General features: G+C 38.8%; 17 protein-coding genes. 10 read left to right on the forward strand and 7 right to left on the reverse strand.

What is annotated here, in order from left to right:
* Nucleotides 1–379 precede the first annotated feature (379 nt).
* Nucleotides 380–463 (reverse strand): YjcZ family sporulation protein, encoded by an 84-nt coding sequence (locus tag ADU22_RS24265; RefSeq protein ID WP_502688762.1) that lies wholly within the window; start codon nucleotides 461–463, stop codon nucleotides 380–382.
* A gap of 155 nt (nucleotides 464–618) precedes the next feature.
* On the opposite strand from ADU22_RS24265, the gene ADU22_RS12525 reads away from it, so the two are divergent.
* Both ADU22_RS12525 and ADU22_RS24630 read left to right on the forward strand, forming a co-directional pair.
* Complete coding sequence (locus ADU22_RS12525) at nucleotides 619–1,083, forward strand: low molecular weight protein-tyrosine-phosphatase (RefSeq protein WP_053362450.1); 465 nt, start codon at nucleotides 619–621, stop codon at nucleotides 1,081–1,083.
* Nucleotides 1,084–1,627: 544 nt separating this feature from the next.
* Nucleotides 1,628–1,819 carry a hypothetical protein gene (locus tag ADU22_RS24630; RefSeq protein WP_156324342.1) on the forward strand — a complete coding sequence of 64 codons (192 nt, stop codon included), beginning with the start codon at nucleotides 1,628–1,630 and terminating at the stop codon, nucleotides 1,817–1,819.
* Between the two features lie 186 nt (nucleotides 1,820–2,005).
* On the opposite strand, the gene ADU22_RS12530 is transcribed toward ADU22_RS24630, so the two are convergent.
* Nucleotides 2,006–2,215 carry a hypothetical protein gene (locus ADU22_RS12530; protein ID WP_053362451.1) on the reverse strand — a complete coding sequence of 70 codons (210 nt, stop codon included), beginning with the start codon at nucleotides 2,213–2,215 and terminating at the stop codon, nucleotides 2,006–2,008.
* 594 nt (nucleotides 2,216–2,809) lie between these two features.
* On the opposite strand from ADU22_RS12530, the gene ADU22_RS24270 reads away from it, so the two are divergent.
* Nucleotides 2,810–2,923 (forward strand): YjcZ family sporulation protein, encoded by a 114-nt coding sequence (locus ADU22_RS24270; protein WP_082252844.1) that lies wholly within the window; start codon nucleotides 2,810–2,812, stop codon nucleotides 2,921–2,923.
* 454 nt (nucleotides 2,924–3,377) lie between these two features.
* Complete coding sequence (locus ADU22_RS12535; protein ID WP_053362452.1) at nucleotides 3,378–3,740, forward strand: hypothetical protein; 363 nt, start codon at nucleotides 3,378–3,380, stop codon at nucleotides 3,738–3,740.
* 83 nt (nucleotides 3,741–3,823) lie between these two features.
* Here ADU22_RS12535 and ADU22_RS12540 read toward each other — a convergent pair whose 3' ends face one another.
* Together ADU22_RS12540 and ADU22_RS24980 are read right to left on the reverse strand one after the other, a co-directional pair.
* Nucleotides 3,824–5,380, reverse strand: a complete 1,557-nt coding sequence (locus tag ADU22_RS12540; RefSeq protein ID WP_053362453.1) for an amidase — start codon at nucleotides 5,378–5,380, stop codon at nucleotides 3,824–3,826.
* A 545-nt stretch (nucleotides 5,381–5,925) separates the two neighbouring features.
* Entirely contained in the window at nucleotides 5,926–6,087 is a 162-nt protein-coding gene (locus ADU22_RS24980; protein ID WP_197280053.1) for a hypothetical protein, read from the reverse strand.
* Between the two features lie 842 nt (nucleotides 6,088–6,929).
* Here ADU22_RS24980 and ADU22_RS12545 point away from each other — a divergent pair.
* From ADU22_RS12545 to ADU22_RS24985, 4 genes are all read left to right on the forward strand, one after another.
* On the forward strand, nucleotides 6,930–7,688 hold the full coding sequence (locus ADU22_RS12545; protein ID WP_156324343.1) for a HipA family kinase: 759 nt from the start codon (nucleotides 6,930–6,932) through the stop codon (nucleotides 7,686–7,688).
* A gap of 795 nt (nucleotides 7,689–8,483) precedes the next feature.
* Nucleotides 8,484–9,062 carry a TetR/AcrR family transcriptional regulator gene (locus ADU22_RS12550; RefSeq protein ID WP_053362455.1) on the forward strand — a complete coding sequence of 193 codons (579 nt, stop codon included), beginning with the start codon at nucleotides 8,484–8,486 and terminating at the stop codon, nucleotides 9,060–9,062.
* Nucleotides 9,063–9,190: 128 nt separating this feature from the next.
* Nucleotides 9,191–10,630 carry a DHA2 family efflux MFS transporter permease subunit gene (locus ADU22_RS12555; protein ID WP_082253009.1) on the forward strand — a complete coding sequence of 480 codons (1,440 nt, stop codon included), beginning with the start codon at nucleotides 9,191–9,193 and terminating at the stop codon, nucleotides 10,628–10,630.
* A gap of 95 nt (nucleotides 10,631–10,725) precedes the next feature.
* Nucleotides 10,726–10,875, forward strand: coding sequence for a hypothetical protein (locus ADU22_RS24985; RefSeq protein WP_053362456.1), 150 nt, complete (start codon nucleotides 10,726–10,728; stop codon nucleotides 10,873–10,875).
* Between the two features lie 115 nt (nucleotides 10,876–10,990).
* Here the strand turns inward: ADU22_RS24985 and ADU22_RS24635 are convergent, their stop codons facing one another.
* Nucleotides 10,991–11,140 (reverse strand): hypothetical protein, encoded by a 150-nt coding sequence (locus ADU22_RS24635; protein ID WP_156324344.1) that lies wholly within the window; start codon nucleotides 11,138–11,140, stop codon nucleotides 10,991–10,993.
* Between the two features lie 531 nt (nucleotides 11,141–11,671).
* Here ADU22_RS24635 and ADU22_RS12565 point away from each other — a divergent pair.
* A complete protein-coding gene (locus tag ADU22_RS12565) occupies nucleotides 11,672–12,523 on the forward strand; it encodes a pentapeptide repeat-containing protein (protein ID WP_053362457.1) in 852 nt (283 codons plus the stop codon).
* On the opposite strand, the gene ADU22_RS12570 is transcribed toward ADU22_RS12565, so the two are convergent.
* Nucleotides 12,524–13,066, reverse strand: a complete 543-nt coding sequence (locus tag ADU22_RS12570) for an HXXEE domain-containing protein (protein WP_053362458.1) — start codon at nucleotides 13,064–13,066, stop codon at nucleotides 12,524–12,526.
* Between the two features lie 154 nt (nucleotides 13,067–13,220).
* The gene (gene shc / locus ADU22_RS12575; protein WP_053362459.1) at nucleotides 13,221–15,104 is read right to left on the reverse strand and encodes a squalene--hopene cyclase; all 1,884 of its coding nucleotides are present in this window, start codon (nucleotides 15,102–15,104) and stop codon (nucleotides 13,221–13,223) included.
* A 116-nt stretch (nucleotides 15,105–15,220) separates the two neighbouring features.
* Here shc and ADU22_RS12580 point away from each other — a divergent pair, with 116 nt between their 5' ends.
* Nucleotides 15,221–16,357 carry a DUF2515 family protein gene (locus ADU22_RS12580; RefSeq protein WP_053364557.1) on the forward strand — a complete coding sequence of 379 codons (1,137 nt, stop codon included), beginning with the start codon at nucleotides 15,221–15,223 and terminating at the stop codon, nucleotides 16,355–16,357.
* Nucleotides 16,358–16,536: the final 179 nt, after the last annotated feature.

Here is a 16,536-nt window from a genome sequence, read left to right on the forward strand (position 1 = left end):
ATACATAGTAATTTTCTGTAGAGGTGGGTCTTCTAATGATTACAATTGCTAATGCTGAAAAACAACTTGCTTCCAGGATTGGAGAAGGTAATAAGGATACTCGTTCCAGCTTCATGAAGAATTTATTCAGATCCTTCTCGATGAAATGATTTGATAACACCTCCGAATATAATACGAACCCACTCTTGTCCCATAGAGTTGAAAAGAGAAATGGAATTTCAAGTACATCACATAAGCGCATGCTTGGGCATGCGCTTATGGAGGTATATGATGGAGGAGGATACCTAAAAGAGTTTCCTGACTAATTGTTTTTTAATATTACGGAGAGAAGAGTAATGACATCCCTCTTTTTGATACATGTTTGTTCGCCTAGCGAGGATTAGTATCCACCACCCATGAATCCAATACCAACAATGATAAGCAGGATGAAGAGTACCACAATTAATGCGAATCCTGTACCCATACCGTATCCGCTTTGGCAGCTCATTAAAGCCGGTTAATATTCTCCCAGATACATAGGTCAAGAGCCGTTCCATATTTCCAGCTTTCCACTATTTTGTAAATACATAATCCATTTCAACAAAATTAGTAAGCTGAAAAACTTTAAAGGAGTAGGATATGACCAAAGTATTATTTGTGTGCCTGGGGAATATTTGCCGTTCACCGATGGCCGAAGCTTTGTTTCGTTACTTGGTCAAAAAAGAAAATTTGACAAACAAAATTGCAGTTGATTCGGCTGCAACGAGTTCATGGCAAATCGGCTTCCCACCGCACAAGGGAACTCTTGACATTTTAAAGAAATACCATATCCCTTCCGGTGGGCTTGTTGGACGCCATCTAAAGAAGGAAGACTTTTGGAAGTTCGATTATATTATTGGTATGGACGAAAGCAACCTGAAAAATATTTACCGGATAACCGGCAAGCCTTTTCATCCAAAGATCATGAGGCTGCTCGACCTGACTGCATACAGGAAAGATATTCCCGATCCATTTTTCACAGGTGATTTCGATCGAACCTATCGACTTGTTTCCATTGGCTGCCGGGCATTGCTCAATAAAATACGCAGTGAACAAAATTTGTAGCAGCTAGGTATCTATCAAGAATCCCATCCGTTGAACGGTATAATGTTCAACGATAAAGCATGGGGGCCGGTTCTGCTGCATTGCTATCCGTATGATGATAAATACCGGAGAACCGTCCCCACGATTCTTTTACTCCCTATGACAACCATATAAGCGGATATTTTTAATCATGCAGAGGAGTAAGGTATACCAACAAGAGATTATAAATTTGGGAAATGAATGTTATAGATTCAAATAAATAGTGAAAACTTAACCATGGATGTTTTAAATAAAAACGTCAATTGGAAAGTAGCGATTATGTCCACTCACGTGTAGGAATGGCCTACTAATAATATTCTCGACAATTATTACTTCCTTTCACAAGGTAAAATTTATTTTTTGGGAAAAATTGTACTTTAACTATCGGGTGCGTTAATCCAATAAGGATTAACCACCGTTTTTTTGTTAAATTCCTTCTTGTTGATCAAACGGGGCAGAGGAGTTAAAGAAAAAATGTCAGGAGGAGATTTCTATTCATACAATAATAAATAGAATATCACTTGCAGTGGTTGTACTGGTTGTAGCTTTATTTTTGGTGGATAAATCCTTTTTAGGTTTTAATTTATTAGGAGTTATTCCTTTAATTTGTTTAGTATTAGTCACTGCCTACATTAGTAAATTAGAGAAAAAAGCTGAGATTGATAAAAAAGTAAAAATAATAGGTTGGATTTGTTTTTTTTTGCAACTTCAATTATAGGTTTATGCTGATTTATCGTTCCCTTAAATTTTTAATACATATGGTTTTTAGTACAAAAACGGATTTAACTTTTTCAACAAAAGGGTGCGTTGATCCAGGCAGGTTTAACCGCCTTTTATTGTAAGGATTGCGGCAAGTCTTTCAATGATATGAGGCACACCATTATTCATCATAAGGTTTGAAATGCTATTTTTTCTCACAAGTGACTGGTGACCAAAAGCCATCCTTCTTTATCACTACTTCTCCTTCTATCTCAAAGTTATCAAAACAATTTTCAATAATGAGTTCGTTTGCTTGATGGTTCTTGTAAATCTGGTTAAACAGCAAACCGCCTATCGTTAGAATCGTGACACTTCCGAGTATTGCGATAATCATATTTAGTTTATTTTTGTTCAAGCATGCCCTCTCCTTTCACATTAATAGATTACCATTAATTATAGTTTTTTCCTACCTACGGGGCATTCCCAAAAGCCTGGAATGGAAGTGCGTGAAAGGTTCCAGGCAGTATCTTTCCGCCCTCCTTTTTCTTGGACATTTCATTGTCGTAAAAATGGCGGCAAGGTGGATTTTACGGTGGTAAGGGGCTTTAGTCTTTAAATTTCCTTATTGCACAAACGGGGCATAAACAAGAGTAATGTATAGTTTAGCCTTCCTTATTAGTCAGTTAGGAAGAACATTAAGTTAACAACCCAGGATACAAGTCAAGTTGGACGAGTTTATCGAGGAAAAAATAATTGAGGGATGTACAACAGAAAAGAGCCTCATCAATATGGTTCCTTTTCAAATAAAAAGGAACCACAAATTTACTAGCAATTCCCTAGTGAGGTCTAATACACTTGAAAACAGTTTTGTAACATTGGAGCTTGTACAACCAGTTAAATCTGTACCATATGTTGCAGCCTATTTTTGCTAACCTTCACACTTGTCTATGTCGGGTCGGATTATTGTTTCATAGATTATTTTATCTTTGAAAAAAAGGTGGTGTTTTTTATGGGCTATCAAGGCGGCGGCGGATACGGTATGGGAGCGGGATTCGCGTTAATTGTTGTGCTCTTCATCCTGCTAATCATTGTTGGTACTGGATATATGGGCGGCGGCTACTAATCCCAACTAGTCAGTAATGATGGGAATGCGATTAGCTATTTCAATCCTGCTTAAATATTTTCTAAAAATTATTTAAGCGGGATTTTGTCCTTTTGCTTTTTAACATGATAAATTTATATCATTGCTAATTGATTGAGGGTTCCTCATGAGATGCTATTTTATTATATTTGGCTGAATAAGAGCCATCAGCCTTATGCTACTACATATGCCGTAAACGGTATCCAAATAGCTTTTACTAATGAACTGGCCAAAGGATTACCAAAGCCAGTGATTCAATTGGAATTCCAGTTAAATGTACCTTGTTTGTTGCACTAACGTTGAAGAAGAAATAGATTGGAAAACGTAAGGAAAAGTGAAATTATTAGAAGGAACTGAGGTTACCAACAATCGAACTATATTTCCCAATAAAACTATATTAACTGTTGGATTACCAAAAAGAAAGTGGGGTTCGTATATGAAGACTGTTAGCCAGGTAACCCAAGATTTGTCGATTAAATCCTTGGAGTCGACTTTTAATAAACTTTCAAATGCTTATATAAGTATGACAGAAAAAGGCTCAAACACAACCCTTGTCAAAAAGAGACGAAATGCATTGAAAATTGGTTTACAGAGCCTCAAAGGTACTTGGAATGGGGAAGAATTTTGCTATGACGAAGAAATCATATTGACTTCTAAAGAAGTCCTACAAGGTGTCATTCCATCTATCGAAAAACAAATAGCAAAAGCAAAAGAAGGCAGTTCTCAAAAAACATTGAATGAGCATCGCTTAATTGCACTTAAACTGGCAATTGAATCCTTGGAGAACCGTCTTATATAAGAAGGTTCCTCAATTTTTAAGTATTCCATAATCGCGTGCGTTACTTGCAAAAGTGAGATAGACCTCTTTTTATATGAAGGTTCCTATTTTAGTTCAGGCGCTTTTCGATGGTTAGTTCCTTCTTGATAAGCGTAGGCAAGTTTAATCAATGTTGGCTCGTCGAACTCTTTTCCTAGCAGCTCAAGCCCGACTGGAAGGCCGTTGTCACTGAAGCCAGCAGGAACCGAGATTGCAGGGAATCCTGAATAAGGACTTAAGCGATTAGCATTCCCCGCACCTTGGCTTTTGCCCACCTGTGCCGGTAAAGCACTCGAAGTTGGATAGAGTAGTGCATCAAGGTCATGTTCATTAAACGTTACCATTAAGCTTTCCCTTGACATTTTAGGACGATTGGTAATTATGTCTTGGTATTCCTCATCATTTTCTAATGATTCTCTTTCATTTCGGGATTTTAATCCATTTTCCAAACTTGGATGGAATTTACCGCTTTCGATAATATCTGATAACGTTCTTACAGGTGCATCAGGCCCAAGGGTAGCCAAATAATCATTTAACTGAAATTTAAATTCGTATCCGCTTAAGCTTGGATAGGAAAGAATTGCACTAAGATTGGGAACTGTTACCTCAAACACTTCTGCTCCAAGTACTTCCATGTCCGCAATCACTTGATCCATCACTTTATTGACTTGAGGATCATTCCCAAACAGGTCGCGAATTACCCCTATCCGGGCTTTCTTTAATCCATTTTTTTTAAGATAATGAGTATAGGTTTTTGGGACTTTTCCGATGCTGGCTTCAGTAACTGGATCTGCAGGGTCATAGCCAGCAATTGCATCGAGAACGACAGCCACATCTTCAACCGTGCGTCCCATCGGTCCGCCGACATCCTGTGAAAGTGCAAGGGGAATAATTCCATCACGGCTGGCAAGTCCCATTGTAGGGCGAAGTCCAACCAGGTTATTAAAGGATGAAGGTATTCGGATGGACCCACCAGTATCTGTCCCTAATCCGACAGTGGCAAAGTTGGAAGCAACCGCTGCTGCGGTTCCACCGCTTGAACCGCCTGGATATCTGCTTAAATCATATGGATTAAAGGTTTGTCCACCAAGGGAACTAATTGTTTGGAATCCGAAAGCAAATTCATGCAGGTTTGCTTTCCCTATGATGATTGCACCTTCATCTCTTAATCTTTTTGTTTGATAGGCATCCTTTAGAGGGATGGAACCTTCAAGTGACAGGGATCCTGCAGTAGTTTGCATATCGTATGTATCATAGTTGTCTTTTAAAATAACCGGAATTCCATGCAAGGGCCCGCGAACTTTTCCCGCTTTGCGCTCTTTATCTAGTTGTTTCGCTTCTTCTAATACATTTTCGTCAACCGTAATGATAGAGTTAATGCTGTCATCATACTCCTCAATTCGATTGAGATACAATTGAACCAATTCCTCAGAGGTCAACACCCCTCTCTGCATAGCATGCTGCAATTTAAATATCGAGGCTTCCTCAATTTCAACAGATAAAGCTCTTTCAGAGACGGGGCTCGCTAAATTAGAAACAGCACCTGCTGGAGCTGTGTAAGCCCCTAAAGCCATTACTAGAGCAGTGAAGAAAACTATAAATTTGTTATTCCACTTTCCCATTTGAAACCTCCTTAACAATTCAGAATAATTAGAATATATCAATCTATTTTTATATTGTATATAAGAGGAAGGTAATGAAATGATTGGATATATAGGTAAAATTAACCATTTAGGAATATTCATTTTATCTCCATGTATAGGAATGGATGTCCTTGAGGATACCGTGAAGAGATACAAATTTGACTTGGGTTATTAAGAACGTAGACTGGCGACGAGGTATCAATTAGTTCAGTTGTTTTTATAGCGATAAACAGGATGAATATTATTCCTTAGAAGATGTGATTAAAACAATAGATTTGCCTTTATCTATTGATATTGGTCTTACAATCAATGGGAAATCACAATCTCTGAAATTTGCTGCGAACAAAGTGGACATTTATAAAAATGACATAAAAACCAATCTGAACTAATGTCGTGTTCAACAAAATGGGTGCTTGATCCAGGCAGGATTAACGCCTTTTTTGTGGGATTCATTATTAAACAAACGGGAAGGTTTGTTGATGGAAAATTTTAAATTAAAAACAGACAGGTTTCCCTGTCTGTTTTTAATGCTTACCCATCTTGTCAGAAATAGATTTAAGGATAGTATTCCTTTCTTTTTGTATCTTAAGGAAATTTACTAAAAACCAAATTACAAAGACAATTGGAGCCAAGTAAAATAAAATTGTTAAAATTGGAAGAAAAGCAAAAATTGTATCCTCTGACATTCTTAATCCCCCCTACTAGTTAAATATACCATACAAGAGGAAGCCGTTTACTTTTTTGAAGTCCAACTAATTGTTGTCATAATAACATTGTCTGTAAGTGCTAATATTTACCGCAAAGTACCACAGAAATTACTTATGAATAACTTCTCTTTAACCAAAAGAATTTTCTTGTTCAACTAAAGGGGCAGGTTAGTTGAAGAAGATTAGTACAAAGAAAAGCAGTTCAAAAGGGAGAGAGGTTCATAAATTGATTGGAATTGGAACGAAACCAACATAAAGATTCCTTATAATGCTGAAAACTTAAGGACCTAATTAGATACTGTGTGTAGGAAAGAAAACGGATTTTCACAATATGATTTTGCTATGTGATACGTTAATTTAACGATGGCATTTGATCATGAAAGTGACAAATTGAGTGAATTTGACTCACTAGCTAAAGGCATCGCAAGAGATATAAAGAAGTCAATATCTCAAAACAACACTTTAGATTATGAGGATAGCTGTTGTTGCCAGGAGGGATAGCATATTGCATTTCAATTTTTGGATGTTTGGGAATAATAGCCTTATTACCAGCATATGGTTTAATAGTTCAATTTTTCCAGCTGCATATAGTACCCTTTAGTGGAACGAGAAACACCCGTTTTTGCGGTACTTGCAGGCAAAAGTAAGGATATTTTAATGTTTCTTTTAAATTTTTTTAAAAAATTTACTATAGATGTAGGCAGGTTCCCTATAACTGTTACGAATAAATATTTAAGAATTGGAGATTATCTATGTTCTTAAAGGTATGGGTGTATCTCGCTCAACTATCAATATTTTTTTTGATGGAGGTGAAAATAACTATGCTTAAAGCAATTAAATATATAAAACCAATAAAAACAGGACGATCTCTTCCACATATATTGGAATGTAATGACGGAAAGCAATATGTTGTAAAATTCGATTATAACGAAAGAGCAAGTAAAAGACTAGCACATGAGTTCATAGCTTATAAATTGGCAAAGTATCTTGGGCTGCCTATCGCTGAAGGACAGATAATCTATCTAGGAACAGAAGTAACAGAAATAATAAAACCTGATAATATTAATCTTGGCCCCCATTTCGGGTGTGTTTATTATAAAAATGCACAATCAACAAATAAGGAGCTTATCCAAAAATGTATTAATCTAAATGAAATGCCAGGGGTGATCGTGTTTGATCATTGGGTGCATAACGATCGTGCAGGTTATAATGACAACTTAATTATTGACGAAGGTGAACAATATAACAAGCTCTATATGATCGATCAGGGTGGCTCTTTTTATAGTTCTAAAAGAAATAGTAAAACATTAAGAGAAAGTGCTGAGGATATGGAAGTATATTGGGGAGAGTTGTACCAAGTATTTAAGCCTTTTTTACAGGAAAAGAATCTTTTTTATAAGTATATTAAAGCAATAGAGGAATTCCCAGATAAAGAAATTAAAAAAATTGTCTATTCCACTCCACCTGAATGGGAATCGGACCATAATGAACTAGATGCGATTGTCGATTACTTGATTATTCGTAAAAAGAAAGTAAAAGAGCCAATTAGAAAAATATTGAAAATGCATCTAAATCAATAGAGGCTGGTAAAAATGTTAGTTCGTGAAATTCTTCGCTTAAAGTAAAGGGTGCTTATCTTGAAAAAAGAATAAACTCGCCAAGCATTTGGGGAAGTTTTTTGAGTATTTCTTAGTGTTTTTATTAATAAAAATAATGTATACGGTATTGGTGCTCCTGTAGTGTTCGGAAAAGTTTGTGAACAAGTGTACTTAGAGAAACGGGTGGTTGGTCTATGAAGGATTAATCACTTTTTTTGCTGTTCAAAATGGTCTTTTAACAGCTGCTGAAGAGGACGTTCGACTTGCCCTACAAGATATTTTTGAAATTCAAGATTATACGGTAACGGTTACTTTCAAATAATTGGATGCAGCCGGGGCAATAGTTCAAAATGGATCGCTGTAGCGGTCTTTTTTGCTTTTTATGCTAAGAAATGATTGAGGAACACCATTTTCAACTAGAACATAATCAAATTTGAAAGCGAACTAACCGAGTAATTAGAAATTGTATTTAGTTTATTTGTGATTAAGAGTATAGCAACCTTCCTTGAACTCTTATTATTTGTTTTTTAACCAGTGATTTTTCAAAGTTTGGTACACTAATACCGAATTTTGGATGAAGCGAATAGATGCCACAAAAACATAAATCTGCTTTTATGTGTTGAACCCCCTGGAAATGGCTATTGAAGGTATTTTCAAGGGCTTTTTATAAGGCTTGACGAATGAAACAAAATTTGACAGATAAAAATAGGAAACTTAAAATTATATAGACCAGTTGTTATAAAAATATTTTTTATTAGAGTTAGGAGTATCTTCATCATGACCAAAAATAATCAATCAGCACAGGATATCATCACAACAGCGTCGAGACTTTTTCAATTATATGGATACCAGGGTGTTGGACTGAACGAAATTATCAAAGAAAGTGGGACGTCAAAGGGCTCATTTTACTACTATTTTCCCGGCGGAAAAGAAGAATTAGCGATTGCTTCCATTCAATATACCAAGGAGATGATTTCGAACAAAATTCTTATTGCAACAAAAGGGATAAATGATCCGGTTAAGGCGATTCAAGCCTATCTTCATAATATGTGTGTTGAATATCGTGAGGGCACCATTTTAGGGGTGAGAATAGGGACGATTGCCGGGGAAACTGCGTTGATTAATGACCCTATCCGACTTGCCTGTAAGGCCGCTCTCGATGAGTGGAAAACCGTTTTCTCAGAAAAATTCATAGCGGCAGGATGGAGTGAGGAACAATCCAGAAATTTATCCTTAACGGTTCACGCGATGATAGAAGGCGCAATCATTTTATGCCTGACTGAAAAATCTGACCTGCCGCTTCGAATAATTGCGGATCAAATTCCATTCCTGTTGAAAAAAGAACTAAACGGTTAGGGTTGTTAATAAACCTGCACCGGTTGGATTGCGAGTTATAAAGGATTTTTGGGAAAGAGGTATTACAATTGACAGAACATACAAGTAACCAGAATGTAAATGGTCAAAATATAAAAGTCATTCCCATTATGATTGTCTTGCTGATAGGCTGCTTTATGGGGATGTTCAGCGAGACAGCCTTAAATATGGCATTGAATGATTTAATGATCGATTTTCAAATAGCACCCTCAACCGCACAATGGTTAACAACAAGTTATCTTTTGGTACTTGGAATTTTGATTCCCATTTCCGGACTTCTGATTAGAAGGTTTCCAGCTAGGAAACTGTTCATTGTAAGTTTGTGTTTTTCCATCATTGGTTTATTCATTGAAGCAATAGCCCCGGCCTTTTACATATTATTGTTCGGAAGGATCATTCAAGCCGTTGGAACCGGTTTGTTAATTCCTTTGCTGTTTAATTCCGTTTTGATTCTTTTTCCGGTGGAGAAGCGAGGGACGGCCATGGGCGTTGTCGGTCTCGTCATGATGTTTGCTCCAGCCATTGGGCCTATCATTGCAGGATTAATTATTGAACAGCTTGACTGGCACTGGATCTTTTGGATTCCAATCCCGTTTTTAGCAGTTGCTTTGGTTGTTGGCATCATTTATATGAGAAATTTATTTCCGCTAAGCAGTCCGAAGATAGATTTATTATCTATTCTTCTTTCTACAATTGGTTTTGGCGGGCTTGTTTTTGGGTTTAGCAGTGCTGGTGAACCTGATAAAGGGKGGGCAAGTCCAATCGTCATGATTTCGTTGATCTCGGGAATAACAGCCATGCTTCTTTTCGTCATTCGGCAATTATCCATGAAGGAGCCAATTCTTAATGTAAGGGTATTTAAACAGCCGATGTTTTCATTAGGGATCTTCATTACGCTTTTATGTAACATGATTATATTCGCATCAATCATACTTTTGCCGTTGTATATGCAGGGCGGGCTTGGTTTATCTTCAGCACAGGCTGGATTATTACTGCTGCCAGGCGGAATTATTAATGGTGTGATGGCCCTGATAACTGGTCGTATATTTGATCGATCCGGACCAAGATGGCTGGTGATTACAGGTTTTATGTTAAGCACTGCTTCTGTAATTGTTTTCGCGAATATATCAAAAACAACTTCAAGCTGGACGATCATTGTTTTTTACACATTATTAATGGTTGGAATGTCGATGATCACAACTCCTTCGCAAACAAATGGTTTAAACCAATTACCCCGAGCTTTGTATCCAGATGGATCAGCCATCGTAAATACAATGATTCAAACTTCAGGTGCAATTGGGACAGCCATTGCTATAAGTATTTTGAATGTAGGGCAGCACTTGTTTCTAGGTCAAGCGAAGGATCCCTCTAACCCCAGAGTACAGGCGGAGGCACTGATTGCGGGGGTACAGGATGCATTTATTTTTGCATCCATTGTAGCTATCATCGGACTTATTTGTTCCTTGTTTATAAAGCGAATAAATGTGGGTGATGTGAGGGAGAGGGAAGATAGGATTAAGGATCCAGGAATAAAAAAGCAGTTGATTTAATCAAGAAAAAGTATTAAGGTTTACTTCAGTAAAATAAGGTGTGTTATATTTGTTGAATAGATTCTCTTTAGAGACAAGAAAAGTAGGTGAACAAAGTGGGAAAATATCAATTGGATACTAAAGGTCAGGTAGCTGTGACAAAGTTTCATGAAAAACAGAAGCCTGCCAAATTTGATAAAAAGCAGCATATTGAAAAATTACGTGCGGAGTATTTGAAAAAAAAGCAAAAACAAACAGATAAATAATATCGGAGAAAACATAGGAAGACAAAATCTCCCTATGTTTTTTTGTTGGTCATCAAATATTACTAAAAATTCCAGCGAGATATAAAAAGTGGACTGCCTGGGAATCTAACCTCTTTTAGGATGACTGAATCAAAGCCTCATCTGACTCTTCATGAAAAGCCTCTGGAGAGGTCGTTTCATTACATTTCCAGCAATAGCTTCTGATGCTTTCCCATTTGGTAAGCAGTTCACCACAATATATACATTCATCAAGATTAAAAGCCACAATAGGTTCCTCCTTCCTGAATATTCAGAAAATAAACTACGACAATCACCACCATACCATCTACAGGGCCAAAACATCTTGAGGATTTCCATAGGTTACATTCCGAAAGAACAAAGAAGAAAACATTGGAACGATATTAAGGCGCGTACAGTTTTTCACATCACCTCCTAACAGGGGAAGTTCCATTTGACTCCCAATACTTTTTTATAAAAATACCCTTTAAGAATAATTCCTAAAGGGCTTTTGTTTTGAATTTATATTCCCAGAGGGAGGTGCGCAGAACAACTATTTGGCACCACCTTCGCCAAATACAATGATAGCCACACTTGCTATCCAACCTAAAACTAGCAACTTCCTCGGTAATTAATAATACCCCGTATATCAGGGTCTAAACATTGGAGGGTAAGGTGAGCAGTTCCTACAAGAAGGATTACTTCTATCAACCTAGAATATTAATAACCAGTTGAATCACAATTTATCGATTTGGTTTAAATATATTGGGAATTAAAAAGGGGGTGCAGGTTTTTCATTATGAATAATGATTATGTAAAAAAATATTTGGGTGCTGACTGCAAAAATTGTTTCGGTCTTTGCTGTGTAGCTTTAGCATTTACTGCATCCTCAGATTTTGCTTTTGATAAAGATGAAGGGATACCTTGTAGAAACTTGCAATTAGATTTCCGTTGCGCCATTCATAAAAACCTAAGAAAGAATAGCTTTCGAGGGTGTACGGTATATGAATGCTTTGGAGCAGGTCAAAAGGTTTCCCAAGTCACATACAATGGAAATGATTGGAGAAAGAATTCTGCTTCGGCGAAGGAAATGTTTGCTGTTTTCCCGATTATGCAGCAACTTCACGAAATGCTGTATTACTTAAATGAAGCTCTAAGTTTTGAAGAAACACGACCTATCTATAAAGATTTGGAGAAGGCTATACAAGAAACAGAACAGCTCACTTATTTAAACCCGGAGTCTATCTTAGCCCTATATGTACCAGGCCACAGAGAAAAGATTAATGATTTGCTTAAAAAATCAAGTGAGCTAGTTCGCACAAAAGTAAAAAATCACAAAAATCCTAAAAAGTTGAGAAAAATAATTAGGGATCGAGACCTAATTGGTGCGAATTTACGAGGTGCAGACTTAAGAGGGTTCAATTTAAGAGGAGCTCTGCTAATTGCTTCTGACCTGAGAGAAGCAGACTTGAGAGTTACGGATCTGATTGGTGCTGACTTGAGAGATGCTGATATAAGAGGGGCTAATTTAATAGGAAGTATTTTTCTTACTCAAGTACAAGTAAATTCGGCCAAGGGTGATATTCATACTAAATTGCCGCCCTCATTAAGGCTTCCCGAACATTGGTTTCACCAAGATTATGAACTATAGTTATCGAATAAAATAACGGCCTAAAAGATTCCCAACCAGGAAAACCAGGATCATGATCAAACTCACCGGAAGACTGGTGAAGGTCAAATGCCGGTCTATCAGACCATAATCGATTAAAAAAGAATAGGTAATGAAGCAGTACGGGATAAGGAGGAACAGTGACGTTATGATGCCAGGCGTGTAGGCTTTGAACATAATGGTTTGAACAATGTGCATGAATGCCTGTAACACAAATAAATTGAGAATGGCTGTAAAGAAAAGAAAACTCCCTCCGTTAGGTGAAAAATGGGCGGTCATCACTGTGGTGAAGGAGATTATCAGTAAAATCCAGGCAGCCGAAATAGCAAGCTGGGCAGCGGTCGAACCCAGTTTTTCCCTCGCTCTTAAGGTTCGTTTGACGAAGTTCGTTTTCGGGTAGTTGTCTTTCGCAGCCATGGAGGATTCAATGGTTATAATCTCTTCTAAGTCATGGAAAATAAAAACGATGGGAAACAACCAAACTAGTGTTTTAAGATCTAAAAATTGGTGGAGCGCCTCTAGCATCTTTTGTTTCCCTCCTTGGCAAGATTGCGTTTTTCTCCAAGACTGCGGTCTGTAGTCGTTTGTTCATTTTATGGGACAGGATCAAAAAATATGCCAAAGCCGCTCAAGAGGCTTTTTGAATACATATATCCTTAACTAAAATCCTTATGTGAAATTACCTTGTCAGGAGCTGCCCGCCAGTTAATTTTTGATAATGGGCCAGGGAGATCAATGGAAACACATATTCATAACAATGATAATTAATATAAAAGGAGCCTGCCATTCCCCTGCCTTTTGGGTAGGTTGCCGTCCAATCTTTTTCCTTCTTACCCACTAAAAAAGCTATACCGTTCTCAATTTCAGGTGTAACTCCCGTTGCGGCCGAGATGAGTGTGTCAAGGGCCCAGGCGGTATGAGTGCGGGTACTTTCGCCCAATGGCACATAAGTATTTTTGATATCACTTTTACAGGATTCTCCCCAGCCCCCGTCGGGATTCTGAATTTTCCGCAGCCAAGTTAGGCCCTTTTGAATGGCTGGATGATTCGGTGGTACCCCAACTGCAACCATTCCCGTTACTGCCGCCCATGTGCCATAAATATACACACCCCATCGCCCAACCCAGGAACCATCTGGGTTTTGATGCCGCAAGAGCCAGCGGATCCCATCTTTCACCATCGGATGGTGAACATCCAAATGAGTATAGTTTCCGAAGAACTCTAAAGTCCGGCCCGTTAAATCAGCAGTCGATGGATCAATCAATAAATCTTTTCCACCCTCGATTGGCAATAAATTCAGCACTTTCTTATCCACGTTCTTTTCGAATGCCGGCCAGCCGCCATCATCGTTTTGCATGGATATCAGCCAGTTTACTCCACGATCCCAAGCCTGCCTGCAATCTGCTTGCTCGGTGGCCAAAGTGCGGATCGCCCTCAGTGCAGCGGTTGTGTCGTCAATATCCGGATGGATTGTGTTCATGTCCGCGAAGCCCCACCCTCCCGGTAACAGCTTCGGTTCATGAATGACCCAATCCCCGTATTTGAGATGCTGCCGGGAGAGAATGTACTGATTTGCCTTTTGAATCGTGTTGGATGAATAGGGAACTCCTGCTTCTTGCAGAGCATAACTGATTAATGTCGTATTCCAGACCGTAGCGGTCGTGTACTGGCAGTGAAGTTCTCCGTCAATCCGGCAGGTCATCGCTTTTAACCCTTGCACGGCACGCGTAATCACCGGATGCGTATTATGATAGCCCCTCGCCAGTAAGGCATAAATCATGAGAGTAGTTGAACTGAAATAATTGAGAAAGGTGCCGTCTGGTTCGATTCTGTCCAGCATATACTTTTCGGCACGATATAATGACAATTCGCGAAGGTTTCCATGGTATTTCAGACCTTGAATCCCCTGTTTCATCCATTTGAACAGCGAGCGGGCCTCTTCTTCTTGGTCCTCAGTAAAAAAACGGGCATCTTTGTTGTTAAACAAATCGGAGAGATTGGGGGACCGCTCCGTTCTCTTACGAAAATTCGTATTGGCGAGTATCAAAAAAGGAATCAGGTTCGCTCTTCCGTAGACGGAGAGGTCAAAAAGATTGATTGGAAAGGAGTTTGGTATAAGCATCACTTCAATATTAATGGGGAAGTGCGGCCACTCGCATTGTCCTGTCAGGGCAAGCATGATTTTCAAAAATAGATGGACTTCCGCGGCCCCTCCATTGGTCATAATAAACTTCCTGGCTGCCTGGATTTCCTGGTCGTTTCGATCCCTGTAACCGGAATAAAGAAGGGCATAATAAGCTTCCACAGTGGAAGTCAGATTGCCTTTTTCCTCATCATGAAAAAGCTTCCATGATCCATCTTCCTGCTGTTTTCCGGCAATACGCTCCACCAGTTCTTTTATGAACTCCTCATCATTTATCTCCAATGTCCGCAATAAGATAATCATACTGCAATCCGTGGCAATCCCGGTCTCGAATGGATAACGCCAGGCCCCGTCCTCTGATTGGTCCTGGATTAACTGATTAGCGATTCTGTCCATTTCCTCATATACCCGGCGCTTCATATTCCCCATCCTCCCCCAAACATTCATCTTTGTAATCATATTCTGTGAGCAAAATGAATATTCATTCCTGTGATAGGGGTCACCGATAGGCGAAAAATGCACGTTGATAAAGGATGATGCCGTTTTTGCTGAACTCTTTCCAAGATGTAAAAAAAGAATTGAAAAAAAAGATGAAGCAGAAATCTTCCGGCCTTCTGCCTTCTTTATCAGAAAAGGAAAAACAATGTATTCACCTGATAAGAGAGCAGACGAAACAATGGAACCAAAACAATGTGACACGGACGAAAGCGTATTTTCGGTTTTACCTGCAGCACCCTGAAATACATTGGGCACTTCTCGGACATATGGTATCGCGAAACGTCGGGTGGAACATGACGGATTTAAAAGGGGATTTGCTGACAAAACTGCTGCCTGAAAAAGATCAGAAAGATTTTTATTCCTTTTTGGAACACGGCAGCTGGCTGATTTTTCAGGATGTGTTTCCTCAATTTTTGGTTTATGACCTGAGTGTGAGAGGGAACCAGGATATGTTCCATCTTTTACCTTTTTTCCACACTTCCACCTTCATGGAATCAATGTGGCGCTATTTTTGGAACAGCAGGGATAGCTATACATTGGCGGTTGCGACGGTGATCAATGAACAAAGCTATCTGGAAAAACGGTTGATTCAGAATAATCATTTCAAAAAAACGGTAACAGGTACGGTGAGCTTTAAAATGTATGAGTTTTTGCGACTTAATAACATTCTTTTTCCCTACTATGCAGGGGACAGAAGGGAGAAAGCTTCACTTGCCGGCGCCACCTCACGGTATTTCACTTCGCTCCACGAACGAATTATATTCGGAAAAAAATTGTATTCACTTCTTTTTCAACATGAACAGATGCTGGCAGGGGTCTTAAAATGGGCACATGAACACCCTCACACGGGATCAAGGAAAGATTATTGGCCTGATTTGTTTAATGATATAAATGAATCTTTTCCCCGATCCCTTTATAAGCGCCGGGTCAAGAATTGTGTGTTGAAAAAGGGTGCAGATCGGCTGTACAGCCCGCCTTTAAAATACGCCTGGCCGGATACTGCTCATGAAGACCCGGAGAGTGGAGATTGGTTTGAGGATTGGCATGTTCTGGATTATATTCATAAAGAGGTCAGTCTGCAGGGAGAGATTTTAACCCACTATTGCAAAACCCTTGAAACCATTGAGCTTGCGGTAATGGGGAAGGAAGCCCTTCTGTTGCGGGAAGAAGAATAGGCGGGTCTGATCCTGTTCCAATGTTGCCAGTTAGTTTGAAATTACCTGGCAGCAATAATCATGGCTGGTTTTTATCAGTAAGAAAAAGCAGGCTGCCGCAAGGAGTCGGCAGCCTGGTTAAGCTTTTAAGAGGCGGTTTTTCCAATTTAAAAGGKCTTTTCGTTTCCGATGTGTTTTAA

Source organism: Bacillus sp. FJAT-27251, from assembly GCF_001273925.1.
Taxonomy (GTDB): domain Bacteria; phylum Bacillota; class Bacilli; order Bacillales; family Cytobacillaceae; genus Mesobacillus_B.

Bases quoted from the DNA above. Each gene is read 5' to 3' on its own strand.
- ADU22_RS24265 (WP_502688762.1), bottom strand. From the start codon at position 463: ATGGGTACAGGATTCGCATTAATTGTGGTACTCTTCATCCTGCTTATC.
- ADU22_RS12525 (WP_053362450.1), top strand. From the start codon at position 619: ATGACCAAAGTATTATTTGTGTGCCTGGGGAATATTTGCCGTTCACCG.
- ADU22_RS24270 (WP_082252844.1), top strand. From the start codon at position 2,810: ATGGGCTATCAAGGCGGCGGCGGATACGGTATGGGAGCGGGATTCGCG.
- ADU22_RS12535 (WP_053362452.1), top strand. From the start codon at position 3,378: ATGAAGACTGTTAGCCAGGTAACCCAAGATTTGTCGATTAAATCCTTG.
- ADU22_RS12540 (WP_053362453.1), bottom strand. From the start codon at position 5,380: ATGGGAAAGTGGAATAACAAATTTATAGTTTTCTTCACTGCTCTAGTA.
- ADU22_RS24980 (WP_197280053.1), bottom strand. From the start codon at position 6,087: ATGTCAGAGGATACAATTTTTGCTTTTCTTCCAATTTTAACAATTTTA.
- ADU22_RS12545 (WP_156324343.1), top strand. From the start codon at position 6,930: ATGCTTAAAGCAATTAAATATATAAAACCAATAAAAACAGGACGATCT.
- ADU22_RS12550 (WP_053362455.1), top strand. From the start codon at position 8,484: ATGACCAAAAATAATCAATCAGCACAGGATATCATCACAACAGCGTCG.
- ADU22_RS12565 (WP_053362457.1), top strand. From the start codon at position 11,672: ATGAATAATGATTATGTAAAAAAATATTTGGGTGCTGACTGCAAAAAT.
- ADU22_RS12570 (WP_053362458.1), bottom strand. From the start codon at position 13,066: ATGCTAGAGGCGCTCCACCAATTTTTAGATCTTAAAACACTAGTTTGG.
- shc (WP_053362459.1), bottom strand. From the start codon at position 15,104: ATGAAGCGCCGGGTATATGAGGAAATGGACAGAATCGCTAATCAGTTA.
- ADU22_RS12580 (WP_053364557.1), top strand. From the start codon at position 15,221: ATGCCGTTTTTGCTGAACTCTTTCCAAGATGTAAAAAAAGAATTGAAA.